The sequence below is a fragment of the Ruegeria discodermiae genome (assembly GCF_030758345.1).
In the GTDB taxonomy this organism is placed as follows: domain Bacteria; phylum Pseudomonadota; class Alphaproteobacteria; order Rhodobacterales; family Rhodobacteraceae; genus Ruegeria_C.
The window spans coordinates 143,341-165,089 of record NZ_JAVAMO010000008.1 but is presented as its reverse complement, the minus strand read 5'-3'; the positions used below and the strand labels follow the sequence as shown (position 1 = coordinate 165,089).

24 protein-coding genes and 2 pseudogenes are annotated in these 21,749 nt (G+C 58.5%); 18 read left to right on the top strand and 8 right to left on the bottom strand.

Translation table 11 applies throughout. From position 1 onward, the window contains the following. Window positions 1-40: 40 nt before the first annotated feature. Window positions 41-1,435, bottom strand: a complete 1,395-nt coding sequence (locus tag Q5Y75_RS17535; RefSeq protein ID WP_306199824.1) for an FAD-binding oxidoreductase — start codon at window positions 1,433-1,435, stop codon at window positions 41-43. A 161-nt stretch (window positions 1,436-1,596) separates the two neighbouring features. Between Q5Y75_RS17535 and Q5Y75_RS17530 the strand changes: the two genes are divergently transcribed. Next, window positions 1,597-2,334, top strand: a complete 738-nt coding sequence (locus Q5Y75_RS17530; RefSeq protein WP_306199821.1) for a winged helix-turn-helix transcriptional regulator — start codon at window positions 1,597-1,599, stop codon at window positions 2,332-2,334. A gap of 187 nt (window positions 2,335-2,521) precedes the next feature. On the opposite strand, the gene Q5Y75_RS17525 is transcribed toward Q5Y75_RS17530, so the two are convergent. Further along, window positions 2,522-3,367 (bottom strand): LysR family transcriptional regulator, encoded by an 846-nt coding sequence (locus Q5Y75_RS17525; protein WP_306199817.1) that lies wholly within the window; start codon window positions 3,365-3,367, stop codon window positions 2,522-2,524. An 85-nt stretch (window positions 3,368-3,452) separates the two neighbouring features. Between Q5Y75_RS17525 and Q5Y75_RS17520 the strand changes: the two genes are divergently transcribed. Together Q5Y75_RS17520 and Q5Y75_RS17515 are read left to right on the top strand one after the other, a co-directional pair. Continuing rightward, the gene (locus tag Q5Y75_RS17520; RefSeq protein WP_306199814.1) at window positions 3,453-3,920 is read left to right on the top strand and encodes a c-type cytochrome; all 468 of its coding nucleotides are present in this window, start codon (window positions 3,453-3,455) and stop codon (window positions 3,918-3,920) included. A 13-nt stretch (window positions 3,921-3,933) separates the two neighbouring features. Next, window positions 3,934-4,842, top strand: coding sequence for a c-type cytochrome (locus tag Q5Y75_RS17515; protein ID WP_371933285.1), 909 nt, complete (start codon window positions 3,934-3,936; stop codon window positions 4,840-4,842). 359 nt (window positions 4,843-5,201) lie between these two features. On the opposite strand, the gene Q5Y75_RS17510 is transcribed toward Q5Y75_RS17515, so the two are convergent. After that, window positions 5,202-5,744 (bottom strand): luciferase domain-containing protein, encoded by a 543-nt coding sequence (locus tag Q5Y75_RS17510; protein WP_306199808.1) that lies wholly within the window; start codon window positions 5,742-5,744, stop codon window positions 5,202-5,204. Window positions 5,745-5,851: 107 nt separating this feature from the next. Continuing rightward, the gene (locus Q5Y75_RS17505) at window positions 5,852-6,013 is read right to left on the bottom strand and encodes a hypothetical protein (protein WP_306199805.1); all 162 of its coding nucleotides are present in this window, start codon (window positions 6,011-6,013) and stop codon (window positions 5,852-5,854) included. A gap of 165 nt (window positions 6,014-6,178) precedes the next feature. Between Q5Y75_RS17505 and Q5Y75_RS17500 the strand changes: the two genes are divergently transcribed. Beyond that, window positions 6,179-7,474 carry an MFS transporter gene (locus Q5Y75_RS17500; RefSeq protein WP_306199802.1) on the top strand — a complete coding sequence of 432 codons (1,296 nt, stop codon included), beginning with the start codon at window positions 6,179-6,181 and terminating at the stop codon, window positions 7,472-7,474. Between the two features lie 161 nt (window positions 7,475-7,635). Here Q5Y75_RS17500 and Q5Y75_RS17495 read toward each other — a convergent pair whose 3' ends face one another. Next, on the bottom strand, window positions 7,636-8,535 hold the full coding sequence (locus tag Q5Y75_RS17495) for a LysR family transcriptional regulator (protein WP_306199799.1): 900 nt from the start codon (window positions 8,533-8,535) through the stop codon (window positions 7,636-7,638). Window positions 8,536-8,647: 112 nt separating this feature from the next. Here Q5Y75_RS17495 and Q5Y75_RS17490 point away from each other — a divergent pair, with 112 nt between their 5' ends. The 4 genes and pseudogenes from Q5Y75_RS17490 to Q5Y75_RS28655 form a co-directional block, all read left to right on the top strand. Next, the gene (locus Q5Y75_RS17490) at window positions 8,648-9,271 is read left to right on the top strand and encodes a glutathione S-transferase family protein (RefSeq protein WP_306199796.1); all 624 of its coding nucleotides are present in this window, start codon (window positions 8,648-8,650) and stop codon (window positions 9,269-9,271) included. A 60-nt stretch (window positions 9,272-9,331) separates the two neighbouring features. After that, window positions 9,332-9,433, top strand: a pseudogene (locus tag Q5Y75_RS17485) (DUF1348 domain-containing protein); the annotation flags it as partial. Between the two features lie 197 nt (window positions 9,434-9,630). After that, on the top strand, window positions 9,631-11,088 hold the full coding sequence (locus Q5Y75_RS17480; RefSeq protein WP_306199794.1) for an FAD-binding oxidoreductase: 1,458 nt from the start codon (window positions 9,631-9,633) through the stop codon (window positions 11,086-11,088). A 228-nt stretch (window positions 11,089-11,316) separates the two neighbouring features. Further along, window positions 11,317-11,562 (top strand): annotated as a pseudogene (locus tag Q5Y75_RS28655) (hypothetical protein); the annotation flags it as partial. On the opposite strand, the gene Q5Y75_RS17475 reads toward Q5Y75_RS28655, so the two are convergent. Then, window positions 11,524-11,766, bottom strand: a complete 243-nt coding sequence (locus Q5Y75_RS17475) for a hypothetical protein (protein ID WP_306199791.1) — start codon at window positions 11,764-11,766, stop codon at window positions 11,524-11,526. The pseudogene Q5Y75_RS28655 and the gene Q5Y75_RS17475 overlap by 39 nt on opposite strands. Before the next feature lie 298 nt (window positions 11,767-12,064). After that, the gene (locus Q5Y75_RS17470) at window positions 12,065-12,259 is read right to left on the bottom strand and encodes a hypothetical protein (RefSeq protein ID WP_306199789.1); all 195 of its coding nucleotides are present in this window, start codon (window positions 12,257-12,259) and stop codon (window positions 12,065-12,067) included. Window positions 12,260-12,578: 319 nt separating this feature from the next. Here Q5Y75_RS17470 and phnC point away from each other — a divergent pair, with 319 nt between their 5' ends. The 5 genes from phnC to Q5Y75_RS17445 all read left to right on the top strand — a co-directional run bounded on the left by phnC (window position 12,579) and on the right by Q5Y75_RS17445 (window position 17,247). Beyond that, window positions 12,579-13,394 (top strand): phosphonate ABC transporter ATP-binding protein, encoded by an 816-nt coding sequence (gene phnC / locus Q5Y75_RS17465; RefSeq protein ID WP_306199787.1) that lies wholly within the window; start codon window positions 12,579-12,581, stop codon window positions 13,392-13,394. 57 nt (window positions 13,395-13,451) lie between these two features. Then, window positions 13,452-14,360: a phosphonate ABC transporter substrate-binding protein gene (gene phnD, locus Q5Y75_RS17460; RefSeq protein WP_306199783.1), complete on the top strand. Its 909-nt coding sequence runs from the start codon at window positions 13,452-13,454 to the stop codon at window positions 14,358-14,360. 66 nt (window positions 14,361-14,426) lie between these two features. Then, window positions 14,427-15,302 (top strand): phosphonate ABC transporter, permease protein PhnE, encoded by an 876-nt coding sequence (gene phnE / locus Q5Y75_RS17455; RefSeq protein ID WP_306199780.1) that lies wholly within the window; start codon window positions 14,427-14,429, stop codon window positions 15,300-15,302. After that, entirely contained in the window at window positions 15,299-16,606 is a 1,308-nt protein-coding gene (gene phnE / locus Q5Y75_RS17450) for a phosphonate ABC transporter, permease protein PhnE (RefSeq protein WP_306199777.1), read from the top strand. Before phnE (Q5Y75_RS17455) ends, phnE (Q5Y75_RS17450) begins: the two co-directional genes overlap by 4 nt. 5 nt (window positions 16,607-16,611) lie before the next feature. After that, on the top strand, window positions 16,612-17,247 hold the full coding sequence (locus Q5Y75_RS17445; RefSeq protein WP_306199775.1) for an LbetaH domain-containing protein: 636 nt from the start codon (window positions 16,612-16,614) through the stop codon (window positions 17,245-17,247). On the opposite strand, the gene phnF is transcribed toward Q5Y75_RS17445, so the two are convergent. Next, complete coding sequence (phnF, locus tag Q5Y75_RS17440; protein WP_306199772.1) at window positions 17,225-17,944, bottom strand: phosphonate metabolism transcriptional regulator PhnF; 720 nt, start codon at window positions 17,942-17,944, stop codon at window positions 17,225-17,227. The genes Q5Y75_RS17445 and phnF overlap by 23 nt on opposite strands. Before the next feature lie 81 nt (window positions 17,945-18,025). Between phnF and phnG the strand changes: the two genes are divergently transcribed. From phnG to phnK, 5 genes are read left to right on the top strand one after another with little or no spacing between them, the layout of a single operon-like run. Beyond that, the gene (gene phnG / locus Q5Y75_RS17435) at window positions 18,026-18,481 is read left to right on the top strand and encodes a phosphonate C-P lyase system protein PhnG (protein WP_306199769.1); all 456 of its coding nucleotides are present in this window, start codon (window positions 18,026-18,028) and stop codon (window positions 18,479-18,481) included. Beyond that, window positions 18,481-19,044 carry a phosphonate C-P lyase system protein PhnH gene (gene phnH / locus Q5Y75_RS17430; RefSeq protein ID WP_306199768.1) on the top strand — a complete coding sequence of 188 codons (564 nt, stop codon included), beginning with the start codon at window positions 18,481-18,483 and terminating at the stop codon, window positions 19,042-19,044. The genes phnG and phnH overlap by 1 nt, the downstream gene beginning before the upstream one ends. Continuing rightward, window positions 19,044-20,132: a carbon-phosphorus lyase complex subunit gene (locus Q5Y75_RS17425; RefSeq protein ID WP_306199766.1), complete on the top strand. Its 1,089-nt coding sequence runs from the start codon at window positions 19,044-19,046 to the stop codon at window positions 20,130-20,132. The genes phnH and Q5Y75_RS17425 overlap by 1 nt, the downstream gene beginning before the upstream one ends. Continuing rightward, window positions 20,129-20,980, top strand: a complete 852-nt coding sequence (locus Q5Y75_RS17420; protein WP_306199764.1) for an alpha-D-ribose 1-methylphosphonate 5-phosphate C-P-lyase PhnJ — start codon at window positions 20,129-20,131, stop codon at window positions 20,978-20,980. Before Q5Y75_RS17425 ends, Q5Y75_RS17420 begins: the two co-directional genes overlap by 4 nt. Further along, window positions 20,977-21,747 (top strand): phosphonate C-P lyase system protein PhnK, encoded by a 771-nt coding sequence (gene phnK / locus Q5Y75_RS17415; RefSeq protein WP_306199762.1) that lies wholly within the window; start codon window positions 20,977-20,979, stop codon window positions 21,745-21,747. The genes Q5Y75_RS17420 and phnK overlap by 4 nt, the downstream gene beginning before the upstream one ends. Window positions 21,748-21,749 lie beyond the last annotated feature (2 nt).

Below are 21,749 nucleotides of genomic sequence, written 5' to 3'. Positions count from 1 at the left end.
CACAGGGTCTCCGTAATTTCCTGCCTTGGCCTCTTGTGGTTTAGCTGTCCGGTGCCCCGATGGGTTCGATATTCTGGTTCACTCGGAACAGGTTGTTTGGATCATATCGCCCCTTGATTCTGCGCAGGCGCGCCAAGTTTGAGGCATAGGCGCTGTCCGCGGCCCCGTCCTCGGCGACGAAATTCACGTAAGCACCGGGAACGGCCTGTTCCGCGATACGATCCGAGGCGTTGCGCAACCATGCGATCATGGCCGCGTCGTCGCCCGGCTCCGCCCATCGCACCCCCGGGGTGGACATGAAGCGGACACCTCGATGCGCGAAGGCCGTCGCGTCATGCGCGACATCCCCGACCGCGCCGCCAATCTGGCAGATCAGCAATTCGGATTCCGGTGTTGGCAGGTCCGGCACCAGATCGACCAGCGTGGAGATCAGCTCCGGCGTCAGCGTCAGGTGATTGTGAGAGCGCCAATAGTTCCGTGCTCCAAACTCGTAGGCCGGATCCAGAAAGCTTTGAGCTTCGACAAAACTTCGTGGTCCGAACGCATTGCCAATAGGTGTGACCCCGCCATTGAGCGGCGAAAGATCAGATACTGCCTGCTCCTGTTGTCCCGCATGAAACTGCAAAAGTGTCAGCACTTTCTGCCCGTGCCAGTGCACGGGCACGGCATCAAACGGCGGGGCAGTCATAAGATTGGCCCAGACACAGGCGTCGCGCGTTAGGTGCTCAGCTTCGCGTGCATAGGCGGTTAGAACCTCCGCAGCATCCGACAACGCAAAAAATGTCGGCCCGAAACAGACCTCGGGGCCAACCGGGTGAAGACGGAATTCGAAACGCGTGACCACACCGAAATTGCCGCCGCCGCCGCGCAGCGCCCAGAACAGATCGGCATTTTCGGCCTCGGAAGCGGTCAACAGACGACCATCCGCGAGCACGACCTGGGCCGAAACAAAGTTGTCGATACTGAGGCCATGCCGCCGCGCCAGCCACCCTATGCCGCCGCCCAAAGTGAGTCCGCCCACCCCGGTGGAAGATACAACCCCACCCGGGGTCGCCAACCCGTGCAACTGCGTCTCGGCGTCCAGCTTGGCCAAGGTTGCGCCACCACCGACGCAAACGCATTTGGCAACCGAGTCCACCTCCACCTTGTTCATCGCGGACAGGTCGATCATGACGGCCCCATCTCCGACCGCGGTTCCGGCGATGTTGTGACCGCCTCCGCGCACCGAGACCGGAGCGCCAAGCGACACCGCATGTTTGACCGCTGCCTGCACGTCTTCAACGCTGTCGCACCGGATGACCAACGCTGGGTAGCGGTCGATGGTCGCGTTCCATACTTGCCGGCTGCTTTCATAGGCGGATGCGCCGGCTGCAAAGGCCTTGCCTCCGAGCGTTTCGTCAACAATCGCAGGTGCAGATGGGCTCAAGCTGGTCATTCCGTCGCCTCCGGTGTCCAGGGACCGTTCCTCCCGACCAGGATTCGAAAAATCGACCGTCAAGAAAACTAATAAATCTGGAGTACTACAGAATCCGTAGTTGTCTCGGCCCAGGCCGGGGGCCATCCTGGTCTTGTCAGACGCGATTGCCGGAGTGACTCATGCCTTATAAAGGATACGGACAATATTGCCCTTTCGCCCTCGCCGCTGAGCTTTTGTGTGAACGCTGGACCTTGCTTGTAATAAGCCGCGTCATTGACGGGTGTACAAGGTTCAACGAAATCCACCGCGGCGTGCCCAAAATCTCAGCCACGCTGCTCAGCCAGCGCCTGAAACAGCTGGAAAGTGGCGGTTTGATCACCCGCACGCCGCTGGAAGGTGAGCGCGGCTATTCTTACGAGCTGACCGAGGCGGGCCGCGACCTTGATCCGATCATCATGAGCCTTGCCGTTTGGGGACAGAAATGGTCCCGCGACATGGAACACGAAGACCTCGACCCGGCGTTTCTGGCTTGGAGCATGCACACGAGGCTCAACGTCGAAGCGATGCCAGAGGAGCGCACGGTCCTCGAATTTGCCTTCACCGGATACCAGAAGGGCATTTTCCGCTTTTGGCTGGTGGTCGAAAAAGGCCAGGCGGATATGTGCATGAAGTATCCCGGCTACGAGTCCGACCTGGTCGTGCATGCCGAGATCCGGCGCTTCATCGAGGCCTGGCGCGGATTCCGTGACATCCGACAGGAAATCGCCATCGGACGCATTCACCTTGATGGGCCCAAACTCTATCGCGACGCATTCCCCGACTGGCTGATGCTCAGCGCGCTAGCTCCGTTCAAGCGCGGAATCGGACGGGAGGCGGCGATATATGCTGAAAGAGGACAAGACAGAGTATCGGCCTGAGAGAGCACAGCGGGGCAAGAACTCGAAGAACGGGCTATACTGGCCAAAAGCGACCGCTGCTCGGCAGATGAATGCAGGTTTCGGCCCATGAACGGCCGAATGCGAATTGTCGGCGACAGGCTGGTGCAGAACTCGCAATGTTGTTCTGCCATAAATGCGACTGCTCGCAACTCTTCTTTGAGTGATTTCAGTTGGCCAGCGCTATGGTTATGCGATCAACCAATGCCCGTTGTACAACAGCAAACCTTGGTGTCTGCGCGATTTCCTCTAATGTCGCGACCCATATTGGAACTTCGATCCCCGGATCAATTGCATCTGATTTGCGAAGACGGGGGTCTGCGTCACCAATGAATGCGGGAAGAAATGTTTTGCCTATTCCCGAAACGGCCATCTGTTGAAGCACCAAAAAACTATCTGCCCCGGTCGTTATATCGTCAGCTGCAACATGTTCCGCCAGCCATTTAGCAGGGAGTGAGCGACCTAACGCCCCGTCAAGCTTCATCCACTTATGATTTGGGGACCCATCATCATAAACGCCAAAAGACAATGAACCAGAACCCTCGCCGACTAGACCCTCTCCAAGCTGAACCGAGGGTCGCACGGCGATGTCGGCGGTCAGCCGCGACAGGTCATGGTGGCTGTTCCCGCTCAGCAGGGTCAGTTCAAGGTTGGGATACAGCCGGGAAATCTCGTTCAGGATCTGAGGCAGCACAAGCTGACAAAGACTGTCGGTAGACGCGATACGGACATGACCCACCGGAGAGCGGTTTGTGCCCACAATTGCCCGCTCGACCGACAACACCGCGTCTTCAACGCTTTCCATAGCTGAAAGGACTGTTCTGGCCTCAGGAAGCACGGAATATCCGGACGGGCTTTTCCGGAAAATCACACAGCCACTGCGCTCTTCGAAGGCTGCGACCCTACGCAGGACGGTTGCATGCGTAACACCCAGGGCCGCTGCGGCCGCATTCAACGAACCGTATTTGCTTACCGCAAGCGCGTATCGGATGTCATCCCAGTTCTCGTTGTTCATAAATTAACAAGGGATGACGAAGAACAAACAATTACAAGGAAAATCGTTCAAGCTAAACTTGGCCTATTGAACAGGGAGACACACCATGATGAAGAAAATTTCCATCTTTGCCGCCGGATTGTTAACGGTGGCCGCAATCGGCACAGCCATCGCCCACGAAAGCGAAAACCCGGCTGTGAAAGCTCGGACCTCAATCATGCAGCTCTATGCCTTCAATCTTGGGACACTTGGCGGCATGGCCAAGGGAGAGGTGGATTATGATGCCGAGGCCGCAACACGGGCCACGAACAATTTGGTTGTTCTGACGCAGATCGACCAATCCGCGATGTGGCCCGCGGGATCTGATAACGTGTCAGACCCATCCACCCGAGCGCTGCCTGCGATCTGGGAAAACTTTCCCGACGTTGGTGCCAAAGGGCAGGCCATGGCGGACGCCGCTGTTGCGATGCAGGCGGCGGCAGGCCAAGATGTTGAAGCCCTGAAAGCCGCGATGGGCGACCTGGGTGGAAGTTGTTCGGCATGTCACAAAGCGTACAGAGCGCCAAAAAACTGACTAGGCACTGACGGTGCGGCGTTTTTTTCTCCTTGCCGCCTGTGTCGTTGTGTTGGTCGGGCTGGCCGGTTTGGTGCTAACCCGACCTCAAAAGATGGATCAGTCCGAACTCATTGGTGTGACCCCTGATCTCGCCAGAGGCGAGGTGGTGTTCCACGCGGCAGGATGCGCCTCCTGCCATTCGGCGCCGGATGCGGTTGGTGAGGATAAATTCATACTGGCTGGCGGCCGTCGGTTTGAGACGGATTTCGGCACGTTCATTGCCCCCAACATATCTAGGGACCCAGATAGTGGAATTGGGTCCTGGTCTGCCCTGGATCTGGCCAATGCCCTGATCCATGGCACCGGACCCCAAGGACAGCACTATTTTCCGGCGTTTCCCTATACGTCTTACGCCAACATGACGACCGAGGACATTGTATCGCTCCATGCCTTCCTCAGCACCCTTCCAGCGGTCGGAACCGAAAGCAAGGCGCATGAGGTTGGTTTCCCCTTCAACGTTCGACGCGGATTGGGGGGATGGAAGCTGTTGTTCATGACGCCAGGATGGGTGGTTGAAGGCGATCTGAACGACCAACAGATCCGAGGCCGGTATTTGGTGGAGGCGCTCGGGCATTGCGGCGAATGTCACACGCCGCGAAACGGCTTAGGTGGTCTGAAACGAGACCTTTGGCTGGCAGGTGCGCCAAACCCAAGCGGAAAAGGTCGTATTCCCGGATTAACCCCAGACCAGCTTGATTGGTCCGAAGCTGACATAGCAGAATACTTGAAATCCGGCTTTACACCGGACTATGACAGTGCTGGTGGTGAGATGGCTGAAGTTATTGAGAATACATCACTGCTTACAGATGGCGACCGTTTGGCGATTGCCGCCTATCTTAAAGCTGTTCCGGCGTCTTCGCCTCGGCTTTCCTTGGAGTAACAGCCGTCTGGTGCTATGCAGCGGATACCAGGAGCCACGGTCTGTCGCGTGTCGGCAGCTGCAGCCTGTCTATCAAACCTGGCAAAGCTCTGCTTACTCAGTGAGGTCGTTGGAGGCCCGCACCTACTGCCGCCCGACATTGGCGGTACTCGCATCGCGCCCTCAGAGCAAGAACCCTCGGGATAGAAGGCAGCGCAATGAGACCCCGCACAAAATAGCGAGAGTCTAATATCTGCCTGAGCACTGGGAACCTCATTGTTGGAGCGTCCGCATTCTTTTGAACGCGTCAGTAGCAATGTCCCGTCAAAAGCTCGCGCAGCTGAATTCTTCGTTTTAGAATTCGGAGCTGGAGAGTTCATTCAGTTTGACGATGAGTCCAGGCCTGTCACAAACTCGTATGATGCCTCGACCAGATCGAAGACAACGTCCAATTCATCTGCATTCACGGGCGTGAAAATCATAACAAAGCCGCCCCAGCCCGGTCTTTGATCCGCCCAAGGATGGCTGACTGCCCAGCCTTTGTCAGCTGCTGACTTCGCGAGCGCTGGTGAGAGCGACGCGTGCAGGCTGCCGTCGGGGTGGATGTGGGCAAACTCGCGACCACCTACTATGACCTCGGGTCGGGCCAGCGCCAAGTCTTCGCTAACCCAGAAACCCAAGGCACCGGGCAAGGACACGACCGTCGGCCTGATCTCAACGCCCGGCAACTCAGAAACCCTTTTCAGGAGTGCTTCTGATATCTCTGGAACCGGTTCTACCTCAATCTGAACATGCGGCACGCCGTTTGTTGTGCGCGGAATTGGCGTTTCCCGGGCCGGTAGATTGTTAAGGTCAGCCAGCGCATAGGAAGCGCTATATGCACACGCCAGAGGCGCCAGATAGAGGAGGTGGCTTACCTTCATGTTTCGATCTCCCTTTGGCACGCTTTATCCATGATAAGCTTGGCTCACCGCAAAACTGTCTTCAAACCAACGCCATAAAACGACCTGACTGTCGCGAACCTTCGCGCTCAGCAAAACTCGCGGATGTCCTCGTCGGACTTTATCGTATTCCCGTTCATTTTACCTAAGACCGCGACGGTGTCGCCAGAGACGAAAGCGTCGGTGTTTTCCCACACCGTCGTTTCAAAGTTGAACGAGAATATCCAGCAGCCTTTAAGTCGTTCCAGCATTCATCTGGCACCAGTCGAGCGATATTGACACTGAGCTACCTGACAAAGCGCATCAGAATAAAATGCGTTATGCCAGACACTTGAAGTTCGATTGCTTTCTTGAGAGGTTTCAGACTTACCAGCCGCTGCTCTTTAGCGTTGGGCATTCTTTGGCAAGGTGATGTCATGATTGAGACAATCGCGCCCGCGACCCGATTTCGTTGGACCATCATCGCGCTTTTGTTTGTAATCAACACGATCAACTACATTGACCGATCGGCCATTTCCTACGCGGCCCATGCCATTCAAAGCGAATTTGGCTTATCAGCCTCGCAATTAGGGCTAGTGCTGGGCGCGTTCGGCATCGGCTACTTCCTGACCAACCTGCCGGGCGGCTATCTGGCAGACCGTTTCGGAACCCGCAAAACCTTCGCCCTCGCAGTTCTTCTCTGGTCGATCGCGATTGGCTGGACCGGGGCTGCGGTGGGCTTCGTGATGCTCTACAGCGCGCGCATCGCACTTGGATTGGCGGAGGGCCCGTCCTTCCCGGCCCATTCGCACATTGTGGAGAGGTGGTTGCCGCCGAATGAGCGGTCCACGGCGATGGGGGCTGCACTGGTCGCCATCCCGCTGGCACTGGCTGTCGGCGCACCCTTGGCCACATTCGTCATCGCCGAAGTCGGCTGGCGCATCTTGTTCTTTGGCCTGGCGTTTCTGGGCCTTTTGTGGTTGCCCGCATGGCTCTGGCTCTCCAGCGACGCACCGGAGACGTCGCGTTTCGTGAATGAGGCCGAGAGAACCTTCATAACAGAAACTCGCGCTGATGGGGTATCGCGCAATAGGGGCGCGTGGCTATCACGCGAGGACGTCAGGATCTTGCTGACAAACCCCACATTGCTGGCCAGCTACTGGTCGTATTTCGTGTTCGGCTATCTGCTGTTCTTCGTCATGACCTGGCTGCCCGAGTTCCTGCGGACGACTTATTACTTGGACCTCAAACAGATCGGTTGGGCTGCTGCGGTCCCCTGGGCCGCCGCTGCTGTCTCGCTATATGCCATCGGGCGCCTGTCGGACTGGTTGCTGACAAGAACCGGTTCGCTACGGCTTGCGCGCAGCTATCCGATGGCGGCCCTGCACGCGGTTGTTGCGCTTGCCGTTCTTCCACTGGCCTTTGTGGACAGTTTTTCGATTGCGCTGACCGGCATAACAATCGCCGTCTCCGCGGGGCTTGGCGCAAATCCGATCTTCTACGCGATTATCGCTGATGTTGTCCCGCAGCGTGCCGGAACCTGCATGGGTGTCATGAACAGCGGCCTTGCAATTTCTGGTTTCTTGGCCCCTGCCATCACCGGCTTTGCGCTTGACGCAACCGGAAGCTTCGACGTGGCCTTTGGCATGATCACATTCTTCGCAGCATCTTCCGTGATCGGCCTGCTGATTTGGCACCACCCGGATAAGGATAGTTCACACATCGGCGATTAAGATCAAACAGCAGCATTTGATCGGCGAAGAGGAGCTTCGCCTTACTTGCTTAGGCACTTCATAGCGTTCGCGCCAAAAATTAGCTCGCATTGTTGCTTGTCGCGCCATCGCGCGACATCCCTTCCGGCTATCTCGTTTACAGGCCGTTCTATGTTTGCTCGCTACGTCACATCAGAGCAAAGCGACGCGTCGCTCGCGAGGTGATCGATCAGAGCGCGCACGCGGGTCGTTAGTCGGCGGTTCTGGGGAAACAATGCGGCGACGACGTAGGGTGCCACGCGGTTCTCGGCAAAGAGCTCGACCAATTCTCCCGATTTGAGCGCTTCGGAAACGGTGTAGGCTGGGCAGCGGGCAACCGCGACGCCTGTGGCTGCCAGCCGCGCTGAGGCTGCCGGTGCGTTGGCGCGAAGTCGACCGTTGACATGGACCGCCAATTCCTGACCGTCCATATTGAAACGCCAGATCGTAGGTTCGGTCATATTGCCGTCCAGAATGCACTCATGCGTCTCCAGCGCGCGCGGATGCGTCGGCATGCCGCTGCGTTTCAAATAGACCGGCGATGCGCAGACGATCAAAGGCATCGGGCCTAGCTGGCGCACTTTGAGCGAGCTGTCACGCATCGGTCCGATGCGGATAGCAAGATCGAGACCTTCGTCAATGATGGACACCCTTCTATCCGAGAGACGAAGGTCAATCTCCACGTCCGGATGCAGTGCGGCGAAATCCGCCAGCGAGGGCGCGAGCCGCACCGACCCAAATCCCGTCGGGGCCGAGATATGGATGACACCGCGCAAAGCCGCTTGTTGGGTCCTAACGGCTTCTTCCAACTCGTCAAACCCATCAAGAAGCGGTTCACACATCGTCAGATAGGTGGCACCGGCATCCGTCAGGGACACACTGCGTGTGGTTCGGTTCAGAAGCTGAACGCCAAGCGCCTCTTCCAGATCCGCGACGTATTTGCTGACCAACCGCGCGGATCGTCCCATACGCTCTGCGGCAAGTGTGAAAGAGGCGTTCTTTGCGACAAGCGCAAAGGCTCGCATGCGGTCGATCTTGTCCATGGCTTATTACGCCCTTTCAGGGCCTAAACATTCCCCAAAATTGACGATTATCGCCTGAGACTGCAAGTCGTATCTGTCTTGGCAAATGATCCACCCAAGTAGGAGCCGTCACATGTCAAACGCCGTTCGCATTCACCACTTCCCCAAATCGGGCCACGCGCATCGCGCTTTGGTCTTTGCCAAGCTCGCAGGGATTGCCCACGAGGCGGTCTTCGTTGATCTTGCGGCGGGTGAGCACAAAACACCTGATTTCCTGGCTATGAACCCGAATGGGCAAGTGCCTGTGCTGGAAGACGGCGACACCGTCGTTTCAGATTCAAACGCCATTTTGGTGTATCTCGCCCGGAAATACGCACCCGATTGGATGCCAAGCGATGCCGAGGGAGAAGCGAATGTTCAGCGATGGCTCACGCTTGCTGCCGGTGAAATTGCTTTTGGTTCCTGTGCTGCAAGGCTGATTACGGTGTTTGGCGCGCCTCTGGACCCGGACTTTGCCGCTGCGACCGCGGCGAAGGCAATGCAAAAGCTGGAACACGGTCTGGACGGTCGCGACTGGCTTGTCGGTGACCGGCCGACCATCGCGGATGTTGCGGCTTATTCCTACACAGCCCATGCGCCAGAAGGGAATGTTTCGCTCGAACCATACCCGAACGTCCGCGCCTGGATTGCACGGTTCGAGGCATTGGATGGTTTTGAGGCGATGCCCGCAACCGCCGCTGGCCTTGCCGCCGAGTAGTGCAAAAGACGTTTCCATTGGCAATCGAAGACCCACGCCACGCCTTACCGCTGTTTTACCAGCATCAAAGAGCACCCGATCCAGAAAGAGGATCGTAAGTTCGGTTGGCCCTTAGGGCGGCGTCCTGACGACCACCCGGGCCTCAGTGATCTGGGTCTTTGACGACAAGGTTTAGCAAACGGGACAAAACGATGATGGACGCAGACACCCTATTTCATTCGGGCGAACTGGCGGCCCAGGAACGCGCTGGTGTCGAAGGGCTCGCCGCGCGCGTGTCGTCCTTTATCCGGGATCACATGCCGGACCAACATCGCGCATTCTATCAAGCCCAACCGTTTGTGGTTGCAGCCTCCAGCGATATGCAGGGGCGCGTCTGGGCGACGATCATCGAAGGCGAGGACGGTTTTATTGGCTCACCAGACGCCCGGACGCTGACACTTGCAACAAAGATCGATCCACAAGATCCGCTGCACGAGGCTGTTCTGGCGGGCGTTGATATTGGCGTGGTTGGCATCGAGCTGGCCACGCGCCGCCGCAATCGCTTCAGCGGCAGGACGCGTCCAACCAAAGATGGCTTCGCAATCGACATCCGCCAGACCTTTGGGAATTGTCCAAAATATATCAACGAGCGGGAGTGGTGGCGCGCCGACACGACGATGTCGCAGGAAGCGGCCACATCCGCTCAACTCAGCGCAGAACAAATCAAACGCATAAGCGCCGCGGACACCTTGTTCATCGGATCGGGGCGGCACGGGTCGCAAGAAGCGATTTCCAACGGCTATGACGCTTCACACCGTGGCGGCGAGCCAGGGTTTGTTCGTGTGGTGGGCCCGAAGCGACTGCGCATTCCCGACTATACGGGCAATAACTTCTTCAACACGATCGGGAATCTTCTGGAGGACCCGCGCGTCGGGCTGCTCTTTGTCGATTTCGCAACTGGCGGGCTTTTGCATGTGACGGGGCGGGCCACGGTTGACTGGGACCCCGAGGAGGCATGTGACCCAAGCATCCTGCGTGTGATCGATGTTGAGATTGAAACTGTCATCGACAGACCCGCCGCTCTCTCTCTGAGATGGTCCGCCGAACCGGCTGCGATGACGAAGCTGACCGTGACCGAAAAGGTCGTGGAAGCCGAGGGCATCATCTCTTTCCACCTCACGCCCGCGAATGGCAAGGTGGTGACGCCTTTCCGCGCCGGGCAGCATTTGCCGATCGCTCTCGACATCCCGGGCCATAGCGCGAAGCTACGGCGGACCTACTCGCTCTCTGGCTCGGCCGCGAATCCGTACTACCGGATCACTGTCAAACGCGAGGCAGGCGGTGTCGGGTCGCAATTCCTCCATGACGAGGTGCAGGTGGGCGACGTGATCGAGGCCAAGCCGCCCGCCGGTGACTTTGTACTCCCCGATGATGGCAAACCATTGGTGCTCGTCAGCGCTGGTGTCGGTCTGACACCGATGCTTGCAATGCTGCACGAAGTCTCGACCGACGAAAGCGACCGGCCGGTGTGGTATTTCCACGGCGCTCGAAACGGGCGCGCCTACGCGCTTGGCGGTGAGGTTGATCCGCTGATTGCTGCAAATTCAAACGCCGCACGACAGATATTCTTCAGTGCACCGGAAAGCACCGATTACTTAGGAAAAACCTTTGACGCCAGAGGCCGGATCACTGCTGCCGACCTGTTATCGCTTGGCGCGGGGCCGAACGCGCACTATTTGCTATGCGGTCCTCTGGAGTTCATGACCGGTTTGAAAACCGGCCTGGAGGCCGGCGGCGTGGCGACCGACCAGATCAAATTCGAAACCTTCGGTGCATAGTTCCTAATGCCCGAAATCAGCGCTGCGGTCGCAGCATGCGCGGAATTCTCAGAGGTCCCCAATGGGCTCAATGGCCAGCCGCAGTCGGATTGAGGAAGTCGGATCGCCTTCGATGACGACGAAGAGCCCAGCCAGCTCATTGGTCGAGCATTAGGTCGGTTGATTCCAAGTTTTGATGGAGTGATCCTTTCGTTGGAATGGAAGGAAGCACTACGGGACAGATTCGTCATGGTAGCGCCATTTACTTTTACCCGGCAGGCGATTTGCATAGCAAATCTGCCGAGAGGCACGCATGCGGTCAGAGCAACAATAGAGCGATCACAAGCTTTGTTCGCACAGCTGAGCCGGTAGCTTGGTATCAATCCCAAGACTATCGCGAAGTGGCAAAAGCAGCAGACGGTTGAGGATACAAATTCCGGCCCGAAGGAGCCGCGTTCAGCTATTCTCAGCAAGGAGCAAGAAGCGAATGTCGTCACTGCTGACGGCAACATTGGCGGGCCTTGAAGCGGCCAGCATGATCCGCGTAACTGCACTGTACTGAAAAAAATGATGCTGGCGCTCGTCGCTGCGGGGCCAACGGCAGGCCTGATCGCGCAAATGGTAGATTTCCAAACTGTCATATTCGCCGGGTGTGAGTTTGCCGCCGCGTTTGTCCTTATTCTCGGGTTGGATACTCATCATCGCTGCAAGCTGCGAAAGAGAAACCTGGAGTGACAATCAGACGGATAAACGCAGTCGCGATCCAGCAGGAACTGGCAACCGTCGCCTCTGCGACCGCTGGGATAGCAGACCTAAAGCGTTTCGGCTTGAACCTGAATCGTTGGTATTCCCTTCGCCTGAGACGGCCCAGTATTCACCGCAGGGACGAAATGGGAGGATTGGGCCAAGCCGGTGGCGGCTGAATGAGCAGCCACATCTGCGATGGCTCCGGATTTGGGACGATAGGCTTCTAACAAAGCTGCTCAAAGAGGCGCGCTCATGCGGGATCCGGCAGAGACTCTTCCCAATGCTCGCCCATTGCAACGATGCAGGATGTGCCGTTTGCATAGTTCTGCACAATCACCCAGTCTCCGCTTTTGCGCGTGACCCAGACTTCCAGCAGCGTATCGGGATCGCGTAAGCCTTTGCCCTGACGCTCGGCACCCAGAACCTGGGTGAGAGTATGGGTCATGCGCAACCTGTCGTCGCAGCTCACATCGCCCATCTTCGCATGCGCTATCTGCGAGAAAGAAAGGCAGGCGCATAAGATGAAAGAAAGACGAAAGATCATGGGGAGAGCTTAGCCAGTTCCATTCCGGATTGTAACAGCTTTAAGACAATCTGTGGATAACGTTTGCGCCACTCTCGGCCTCAGCGCGCGCACTGGGTCTGCGCCGCACCAAACAGCGGTCCGTTACAATAGCGTCATCTGGCTGAGGGCAAACTGAAACGAAATCGTCACCCGGCTGTAGTCTTAACCTTCTATCCGCCCTCCAAACATCGGGGGCGATATGCTGGCAATCGAAAAGCTGACCAAACGGTTCGGGGATAAGACGGCCGTGGATGCCGCGAGCATCACCGTCGAGAAACCTACCATGATCGGGATCATCGGGCGTTCTGGCGCAGGCAAGTCGACGCTTTTGCGAATGGTCAATCGTCTGAGCGATGCGACAGTGGGAACCATAACTTTCGAGGGCGAAGAGATCACTGCGCTGAGAGGTGCTGCGAAGCGCAACTGGCAGTCCCGCTGCGCGATGGTTTTTCAGCAATTCAACCTCGTGCCGCGTATGGATGTCGTCTCCAACGTGCTGCACGGAACACTGAACAAGCGATCGACCTTTGCGACGATGTTCAACCTCTACCCGCAATCCGACATTTACAGGGCGATCGAGATCCTTGCTCGCCTGGGAATTGCGGAACAGGCGCCGAAACGCGCCGAAGCGCTTTCCGGCGGTCAACAGCAACGCGTGGCCATCGCCCGCGCCTTGATGCAAGACCCCAAGATTATCCTCGCCGATGAGCCCATTGCCTCGCTTGATCCGATGAACGCGCAGGTCGTCATGCAATCGCTGCGCACGATTCACGAGGAAGACGGGCGCATGGTGATTGCCAATCTGCACACGCTGGACACCGCGCGGCGCTATTGCGACCGTGTGATCGGGATGCGCGATGGCCGGATCGTTTTTGACGGGACGCCCGCCCAGCTGACAACCGGCGTGGCGCGCGACATCTATGGCGCTGGCGCGGATTTTTCCGAGGCGGCGACATCCACCGAAATCGAGACACTGGAAAGGCCAGAGGTCCGCGAAGCGGAAGCCTATGTCTGAGCCAGTTCTACCCGCGCCTGTCGCGGGCCACCTTCATCAAACCAAATGGAGTGAATGATGAAAAAGACCCTCGCACTGGCGCTTGCCGCCGCCACCACGCTGAGCACAGGCGCTTTTGCCGAAGAGATCACCGAATTCCGCATCGGTATTCTGGGTGGTGAAAACGCCCAGGATCGCCTGACCAACAACCAATGTCTGGCGGACAAGATTTCTGAGTCGCTGGAGGTTCCCGTCAAGATGTTTGCACCCGCCGATTACAACGGCGTCATTCAGGGCATCCTGGGCGGAAGCATTGATTTGGCTCTGCTTGGTCCCTCTTCTTATGCCGCATTGCATATTGCCGATCCCGAAGCCGCGTCGCCGATCCTCGTGAAAGTGAACCTTGATGGTTCCATCGGGTATCATTCCATCGGCTTTGCACGGGTGGACAGCGGCTTGACCAGCCTTGAAGACGTCAAGGGCAAAACCTTTGGCTTTGGTGATCCCAACTCGACCTCCGGCTACCTGATCCCTTCGATCGAGATCCCTGAGATCACCGGTGCGACCATGGAAAGCGGTGATTACTTCGGAGAGGTCCGGTTCACCGGAGGCCATGAACAGACCATCCTCGCGGTCAAGAACGGTGACATCGACGCGGGTGTGACCTGGGCAGATGGCCAGGGCAACTGGGAAGACGGTTATAACTTTGGCGCGCTGCGCAAGGCGGTTGATGCGGGCCTCGTCGATATGAACGATCTGGTTGAAATCTGGCGTTCCAAGCTGATCCCGGGTGAACCCATCGTACTGCGCAATGCGCTGCCCGATGACGCTCGTGCCAGCGTGACCGAGATCATGGATACTCTGGGTGAAACCGACCCGGAATGCGCCTATGGCGTGGGTGGCGGCGAAATCCAGGGTTTTGATCCCATCACGCACGACGCTTACACCTCGATTGTTGGCGCGCGCCGCGCAAAAATCGGCGGCTAAGTCACGCAGGCTTTCGATCGGCGGCCGGTTCTGCGGCCGCCGGTTTTGCATGTTCGGGGATCGGAAATGACGGACGCAACTATCGACGTCGCGCGGCAAAGCGTGGACACCATTCAAGACAGCTACATCGCACAGGTCCAACGCCGCAGGCTCTATGGTGGCCTGACGCTGTTGATCTTTGTGGTGCTGATGGTGTCTGGTTTCCACATTGCGGATGAGCGTAACGCGGGCGGCTTCTGGGAAGGGCTGCATCAGATCGGTGACTACCCGGCAGATGTTCTTTCGGAGGCCTGGCAAAAGCGGGCCGAACTGCCGGGGCTCATCGCAAAATACTTCCCCGCTTTGGTGGAAACCATCAATATTGCCGCCGTTTCCACTTTGCTGGGCGCGATCGGTGGACTCTTTCTTTCATTGCTTGGAACGCGCGGGCTTGCCAGATGGCCGCGGTTAACCCCGGTGTTCCGGCGCACCTCGGACATCATGCGTGCTGTGCCCGAAATCGTCATCGCACTGGTTCTGATTTTTGTTGTTGGTGGAGGCCCGGTGCCCGCGATGATTGCCATTGCCATCCACACCGCCGGCGCGCTTGGCAAGATGTTTTCGGAAGTGGCGGAAAACGCAGATTTGAAACCTGTCGAAGGTCTCGCATCCACCGGCGCGACGTGGTCGCAGCGCATGCTTCTGGGTGTACTGCCGCAGGTCGCGCCGAACTATGTCAGCTATGCTCTGCTGCGGTTCGAAATCAACATTCGCGCTTCGGCCATACTCGGTTTCGTGGGTGCCGGGGGCATTGGCTACGAGTTGCGAAATGCAATGGGTTGGGGTCAGGGCCGGTACGACGATGCCGCCGCCATCTTCATCCTGCTCTTCGGCACCATCGTGTTCTTCGATCAGCTCTCCAGCCGCTTCCGAAACCGTCTGACGGGGGGTCTAGGACAATGACCACAACCGATATGAGCTTTGCCAAACACGAGGCAGATAAGCTATTTCAGCGTAAACGGCTGATCGGCTTTGGCATCCCGGCGGTGATCGTCATCTACCTTGCCTATATTTTCTTTGCATTCGATCTGCCGGGACTCGCTGGTCGCGCAAATCTTGAGAATGCGGTCACGCTGGCCTCTGACAGTTGGTCCCATAAGGTACATGTCGCGCGTGACAACCGCACGGGAGAGGTTCAATACGCTGTGGAGGGCGAGCGCAAGGGTCGTTATCCCCAAGGGCAGCGCCCCGATTGGGTGACTGGGGACGAGATCATCACCATCGACCTCGGCGCGGATCATATCGTTCGCTATCTGCCCGATAACCGAACCGAGATTGAGATCCCGGGCTTCCCGTTGATCACGGCGCAGGCCGAAGGTCGTAACCTGACCACCAACCTGCCTGATGACTTGCCGGGCTGGATATCCGCATCGAACCGCCGGGTGGGCATCACGACGGCACAAGGGCGTATCACGCTAACCGGCGCACGCACCGAGGTGTTCAACTACTTCCCGGGATGGGAGCTTTTCTGGTTCACCCTCGACAGCCCTTACTACGGGCACGGCCTTGGGGCCATCCTGTTTGGCGCTCAGATAGATCCGGAGCGCGCCAACATCTCGGGCGCGGTCTCGGATTGGTGGAACAATGCCATGTGGCGTCACAAGGACGTGGCCTGGGCGATTGGCGAAACAATTCTGATGGCCTTCCTTGGTACGATGGGGGCGGCACTCATCGCGCTGCCACTGGCATTTCTTGCAGCCAGACGGTTTTCCCCGGTCATGTTGCTGCGCGCCGCGACCCGTCGCCTGTTCGACTTTGTGCGTGGTGTGGATGCGCTGATCTGGACCGTGGTTCTGGCCCGCGCATTTGGGCCGGGCCCGCTGACCGGCGCGCTTGCAATCCTGATCACCGATACCGGCACCTTTGGCAAGATCTTCTCCGAAGCGCTGGAAAATGTCGACCAGAAGCAGTTCGAGGGCGTTGCCTCCACCGGGGCGAAACCGCTGCAACGCTACCGCTTTGGCGTGATACCGCAGGTGGTGCCGGTGCTGCTGGCGCAGATCCTCTATTTTCTTGAGTCCAACACCCGATCCGCAACGATCATTGGCGCGATTACCGGCGGCGGCATTGGCCTCATGCTGACACAGGCCATCCAGACCCAAAAGGATTGGGAGGAGGTCGCTTACTACATCGTACTGATCGTCATCATGGTGATGCTCATGGACTGGTTCTCTGGATGGCTGCGCAGCAAGCTGATCGGACGATAAGACTGATGGCCCGGCTTAGAGGGGCAGAGCCTTTCATCCATCCCGATTGCGAGATCACCGACAGCAGGTTTGGTGCGTTTGTTGAGATCGGAAGGGGCAACCGCGTGGCCCATTCATCGCTGGGCGACTACAGCTATTGTGACCGCTACGCCGATATCGCCAATGCGCAGATCGGCAAATTCGCCAACATCGCCGCCCTTTCCCGCATTGGCGCGACGGATCATCCACTGCACACAGCAAGCTGTCATCATTTCCTCTATCGTTCTGATGACTATTGGGACGATGCGGCACGAGACGAAGAGTTTTTCGCCCATCGCAAGTCCCGCATTGCGCATATTGGTCACGACACATGGATCGGCGCAGGCGCTATGATCAAACCAGAGGTGACACTCGGCCATGGCGCGGTTGTTGCTGCGGGTGCGGTTGTGACGAAAGATGTGGACCCCTACACCATTGTGGCTGGTACACCAGCCAAACCGCTGCGCCTGCGCCAGCCCCGCCACATCGCGGACCGGCTGATCGCTTTGGCCTGGTGGGATTGGTCGCACGAGACATTGCGCCTGTCGCTTGATGATTTTCGCGTGCTGACAGCCGAAGCCTTTCTCGACAAATATGAGCCTATGTCTCGAGCGTCAGCGTGACGCGATCCCCCGCAAACCAGGTGCGGCCATATTCCACTGGCTGCCCGTCCTCATCCACGTTAACGCCTGATGATCTTAACAGAGGATCGCCCTCGGTTACGTGCAGATGCAGAGCTTGTGTGACCGTAGCGCGCACTGCCGTCAGTCGGGTTGAGGCGCGGGTGTAGTCGCAGACGCCGACCGCGCGCAGCGCCTCGGTGACGCTGCTGGTCTCTTCCAGCGCTGCGCTGATGCCAGCGAGGCGTGTCAACGGAAAGAGGCTTTCGAACACAGCAATCGGCTGGCCATCCGCCAATGACAGACCATGGTAGACGCAGATCGGATCGCCCGGCGCAACATGCAATGCCTTGGCCTCACCTGTCGTTGCGGCGCGTTCCTCGACCTGGAGAACCCGCTTCTCCGGTCTGCGGCCTGCGGCGATCAGGTTCTCGTGGAAGCGGACGCGCGTTCCGATAGGATAATCCGTGGGTGTGGCTGCGACAAAGGCACCGGAGCCGCGACGGGTGCGGACCAGCCCTTCGTCGATCAGTGCAGACAATCCGTGGCGAACTGTATGGCGGTTCACACCAAACCGTTCAGCCAGAGCGGCCTCGGTCGGAAGCTTGTCACCGGGGGCGTAGCGCCCCTCTGACAAATCGCTACGCAAGGCGTCAGCGATCGCCCTCCAAATGGGTGTCTTGCCCGGCTCGTCACGCAATTTTCACAAAACTCCTCTGTCTTCGCGACGCGTCTATGGTAGAATATGTATAGTTGTATAGTATCTGGATAAGTTGTCGAGATGAAAGACGGTTTTGACGCAAATACCGCCCGCAAGGCTTGGATGAGCCTTCTGGCCAGGGCGCCTGAGGGCCGGGCTGCCGCATTGCTGGACACAGCCATGGTGCGACCTGCCTTCACTTGGCTGCGCGCTCCTGAGATCGGCGGCACCATGGTAGGCGCCCGTGCCGGAGCGACCGGCGCGCCGTTTAACCTGGGTGAAATGACGCTCACCCGTTGCACGCTGACGTTGGAAACGGGCGAGATAGGGCACGCTTACATCCAGGGCCGCCGCAAAGCGGATGCCGCAGCCGCCGCCCTGATCGACGCGCTGATGCAAACAGATGCGGCGGAGATGTTGCGCGCCGCAGTGCTGGACCCCCTGCAAGACGAACAGACTCGGGCCAAGGCCGCGCGAGCGGCAAAAGCGGCAGCGACAAAAGTTGATTTCTTTACCATGGTCCGGGGAGAGGATTGATGCAGGCCCAAACTCTGTCCGGCGGCTTCGCCGATCCCGCCATCCAGTCCACCCATGCCTTTCGTAGTGTGATGGAGGCGATGGCGCGCCCCGGCACCATCCAGAACATCAACGGGGCCGAGCCACCATCCCCTCTCTCCGCCGCGGCGGGCAGTGTTTTACTGACCCTCTGCGACACCGAAACACCGATTTATCTGGCGGGTGCGGCGGATTGTGAAGCGGTACGAACCTGGCTGGCCTTTCACACCGGCGCGCCTTTGACCGGTCCGGCTCATTGTATGTTCGCCATCGGCTCATGGTCGGCGCTTGCACCTCTTTCTGCATATCCTATCGGCACCCCTGAATACCCGGATCGCTCCGCCACGCTTATCGTGGAATGCCCTGAGCTAAGCCCATCCGGCGCGACCCTCACCGGTCCCGGTATCAAAGACAGCGCAGCATTATCACTGCCCGAGCTGCGAGCGTTTCAGTCAAACCGCGCGCTGTTTCCGCTGGGACTCGACTTCGTCTTCACCTGCGAAAATGGCCTCGCGGCGCTACCGCGTTCAACAGAGGTGTCCTGATGTATGTAGCTGTCAAAGGTGGTGAGCAGGCGATCGAGAATGCCCATGCATGGCTCGCCGAAGAGCGTCGCGGCGATACCGAGATCGCTGAACTGAGTATTGCGCAGATCCGCGAACAGCTCAGCCTTGCCGTCAACCGCGTCATGGCCGAAGGATCGCTATATGATCCTGATCTTGCCGCTCTTGCGATCAAACAGGCCCGCGGCGATCTGATCGAGGCAATATTTCTGATCCGCGCCTATCGCACAACCCTGCCCCGCTTCGGCGCATCAGAGCCTGTCGATACCGGGGAAATGGCCTGTGATCGACGGATTTCAGCTACCTTCAAGGATCTGCCGGGTGGGCAGGTTCTGGGGCCGACCTTCGATTACACGCACAGGCTGCTGGATTTCAAGCTGGCTGCCGATGGCGAGGTGCCTGAGGCCCCCATGCGCGACGCAGATCTTGGCGATGTGCCCCATGTGACGGAGTTTCTGAACCGCGAGGGTCTGATCGAAGAAGCGCCATATGATGACACCCCACCCCCCGATCTGACCCGTGAACCGCTGGAGATGCCGGCCGAACGCGCCCTGCGCCTGCAGGCCCTGACTCGCGCGGACGAGGGTTTTACGCTCGGCCTCGCCTATTCGACGCAGCGCGGCTATGCCCGAAACCACGCCTTTGTGGGCGAGCTCCGGATCGGCGCTGTTCCAGTCGAGATGGAGATCCCGGAACTGGGTTTTGCCATCGAGATCGGCGAGATCACCCTGACCGAATGCGAGACCGTCAACCAGTTCAAAGGATCGAAGACCGAACCAGCGCAATTCACCCGCGGCTATGGGCTGGTTTTTGGCCAAACCGAACGCAAAGCGATCTCGATGGCCTTGGTCGACCGCGCCCTGCGATGGGAAGAACTGGGTGAGGACAATGTGGGCGCACCCGCACAGGATGCGGAATTCGTTCTCTATCATGCCGACAACATCCAGGCGACCGGCTTTCTCGAACACATCAAACTGCCACATTACGTCGATTTCCAATCCGAGTTGGAACTGGTGCGCAAACTGCGCCGCGAAGCGGGCGTAGATCAGGTGCAGGAGGCTGCGGAATGACCGACTATAACTTCGCCTATCTGGACGAACAGACGAAGCGGATGATCCGGCGCGCAATCCTCAAGGGTCTGGCCATTCCCGGCTATCAGGTGCCCTTCGCATCTCGCGAAATGCCCATGCCCTACGGGTGGGGCACGGGCGGTGTGCAGGTTTCGGCGGCAGTGTTGACACCCGAGGACAGGTTCAAAGTCATCGACCAGGGTGCGGATGACACGACAAATGCCGTCTCGATCCGCACCTTCTTCGAGCGCACGGCAGGGGTTAAAACGACGACGAAAACAACCGATGCATCCGTCATCCAAACGCGCCACCGCATCCCGGAGGAACCACTGACCGAGGGCCAGATCCTTGTCTATCAGGTGCCAATCCCCGAACCCTTGCGCTTTCTTGAGCCGCGCGAGAGCGAGACACGGAAAATGCACAGCCTTGAGGAATACGGGCTCATGCATGTGAAGCTTTACGAGGATATCAGCCGCCACGGGCATATAGCGACCTCCTACGCCTACCCGGTGAAGGTCGAAGGGCACTACGTTATGGATCCTTCGCCGATCCCGAAATTCGACAACCCAAAACTGGGTGACATGGCAGCCATCCAGCTTTTTGGTGCGGGTCGTGAGCAGCGGATCTATGCGCTTCCGCCCTATACCGAGGTGGTTAGCCTAGACTTTGACGATCACCCGTTCGAGGCCTCCAAGGCGGATCATCCTTGCGGCTTGTGTGGGGCCGAGGACAGCTACCTCGATGAGGTAATCGTGGATGATGCAGGCGGGCGGATGTTCGTCTGTTCCGATACCGACTATTGCGAGGCCCGCCAGGCGGCCGGTCATCGAGGAAAGGACGCGGCATGACACCTTTGCTGTCTGTTCAGGGTATTACCAAACGCTACGGCGCGCATATCGGTTGCGCGGATGTCTCGTTCGATCTCTACCCCGGCGAGGTCATGGGGATTGTCGGCGAAAGCGGATCGGGCAAGTCCACACTGCTGAACTGCATGGCCGGGCATCTGACCCCGGATGCAGGTGAAGTGGTCTTCGACACCCGTGCTGAAGGGCCACGCGACACGGTCCGCATGTCCGAGCCGGAACGCCGGATGCTGAGCCGCACCGATTGGGCGTTTGTGCATCAACACGCGCGCGACGGTTTGCGCATGGGGGTCTCTGCAGGTGGCAATGTGGGGGAACGCCTTATGGCGGTGGGCGCGCGTCGCTACGGTGACATCCGCGACAAGGCCAGCGATTGGCTGGAGCGGGTAGAGATTGACGCCGCCCGTATCGACGACCGGCCCACAACGTTTTCGGGGGGTATGCAGCAGAGGCTTCAGATTGCCCGCAATCTGGTGACCGGACCGCGATTGGTGTTCATGGATGAGCCGACAGGAGGGCTCGACGTTTCCGTTCAGGCCCGCCTGCTGGATCTGTTGCGTGGTCTGGTGCGCGACATGGGGCTGTCCGCGATCATCGTGACCCATGATCTCGCCGTTGTTCGCCTGCTGGCGGATCGGCTGATGGTGATGAAGTCAGGCCATGTGGTCGAGGCAGGCCTGACCGATCAGGTGCTTGATGATCCGCAGCACGCTTATAGCCAGCTTCTTGTCAGTTCCGTTTTGCAGGTGTGAGC

Bases quoted from the DNA above. Each gene is read 5' to 3' on its own strand.
- Q5Y75_RS17535 (WP_306199824.1), bottom strand. From the start codon at position 1,435: ATGACCAGCTTGAGCCCATCTGCACCTGCGATTGTTGACGAAACGCTC.
- Q5Y75_RS17530 (WP_306199821.1), top strand. From the start codon at position 1,597: ATGCCTTATAAAGGATACGGACAATATTGCCCTTTCGCCCTCGCCGCT.
- Q5Y75_RS17525 (WP_306199817.1), bottom strand. From the start codon at position 3,367: ATGAACAACGAGAACTGGGATGACATCCGATACGCGCTTGCGGTAAGC.
- Q5Y75_RS17520 (WP_306199814.1), top strand. From the start codon at position 3,453: ATGATGAAGAAAATTTCCATCTTTGCCGCCGGATTGTTAACGGTGGCC.
- Q5Y75_RS17510 (WP_306199808.1), bottom strand. From the start codon at position 5,744: ATGAAGGTAAGCCACCTCCTCTATCTGGCGCCTCTGGCGTGTGCATAT.
- Q5Y75_RS17505 (WP_306199805.1), bottom strand. From the start codon at position 6,013: ATGCTGGAACGACTTAAAGGCTGCTGGATATTCTCGTTCAACTTTGAA.
- Q5Y75_RS17500 (WP_306199802.1), top strand. From the start codon at position 6,179: ATGATTGAGACAATCGCGCCCGCGACCCGATTTCGTTGGACCATCATC.
- Q5Y75_RS17495 (WP_306199799.1), bottom strand. From the start codon at position 8,535: ATGGACAAGATCGACCGCATGCGAGCCTTTGCGCTTGTCGCAAAGAAC.
- Q5Y75_RS17490 (WP_306199796.1), top strand. From the start codon at position 8,648: ATGTCAAACGCCGTTCGCATTCACCACTTCCCCAAATCGGGCCACGCG.
- Q5Y75_RS17480 (WP_306199794.1), top strand. From the start codon at position 9,631: ATGCAGGGGCGCGTCTGGGCGACGATCATCGAAGGCGAGGACGGTTTT.
- Q5Y75_RS17475 (WP_306199791.1), bottom strand. From the start codon at position 11,766: ATGAGTATCCAACCCGAGAATAAGGACAAACGCGGCGGCAAACTCACA.
- Q5Y75_RS17470 (WP_306199789.1), bottom strand. From the start codon at position 12,259: ATGACCCATACTCTCACCCAGGTTCTGGGTGCCGAGCGTCAGGGCAAA.
- phnC (WP_306199787.1), top strand. From the start codon at position 12,579: ATGCTGGCAATCGAAAAGCTGACCAAACGGTTCGGGGATAAGACGGCC.
- phnD (WP_306199783.1), top strand. From the start codon at position 13,452: ATGAAAAAGACCCTCGCACTGGCGCTTGCCGCCGCCACCACGCTGAGC.
- phnE (WP_306199780.1), top strand. From the start codon at position 14,427: ATGACGGACGCAACTATCGACGTCGCGCGGCAAAGCGTGGACACCATT.
- phnE (WP_306199777.1), top strand. From the start codon at position 15,299: ATGACCACAACCGATATGAGCTTTGCCAAACACGAGGCAGATAAGCTA.
- Q5Y75_RS17445 (WP_306199775.1), top strand. From the start codon at position 16,612: ATGGCCCGGCTTAGAGGGGCAGAGCCTTTCATCCATCCCGATTGCGAG.
- phnG (WP_306199769.1), top strand. From the start codon at position 18,026: ATGAAAGACGGTTTTGACGCAAATACCGCCCGCAAGGCTTGGATGAGC.
- phnH (WP_306199768.1), top strand. From the start codon at position 18,481: ATGCAGGCCCAAACTCTGTCCGGCGGCTTCGCCGATCCCGCCATCCAG.
- Q5Y75_RS17425 (WP_306199766.1), top strand. From the start codon at position 19,044: ATGTATGTAGCTGTCAAAGGTGGTGAGCAGGCGATCGAGAATGCCCAT.
- Q5Y75_RS17420 (WP_306199764.1), top strand. From the start codon at position 20,129: ATGACCGACTATAACTTCGCCTATCTGGACGAACAGACGAAGCGGATG.
- phnK (WP_306199762.1), top strand. From the start codon at position 20,977: ATGACACCTTTGCTGTCTGTTCAGGGTATTACCAAACGCTACGGCGCG.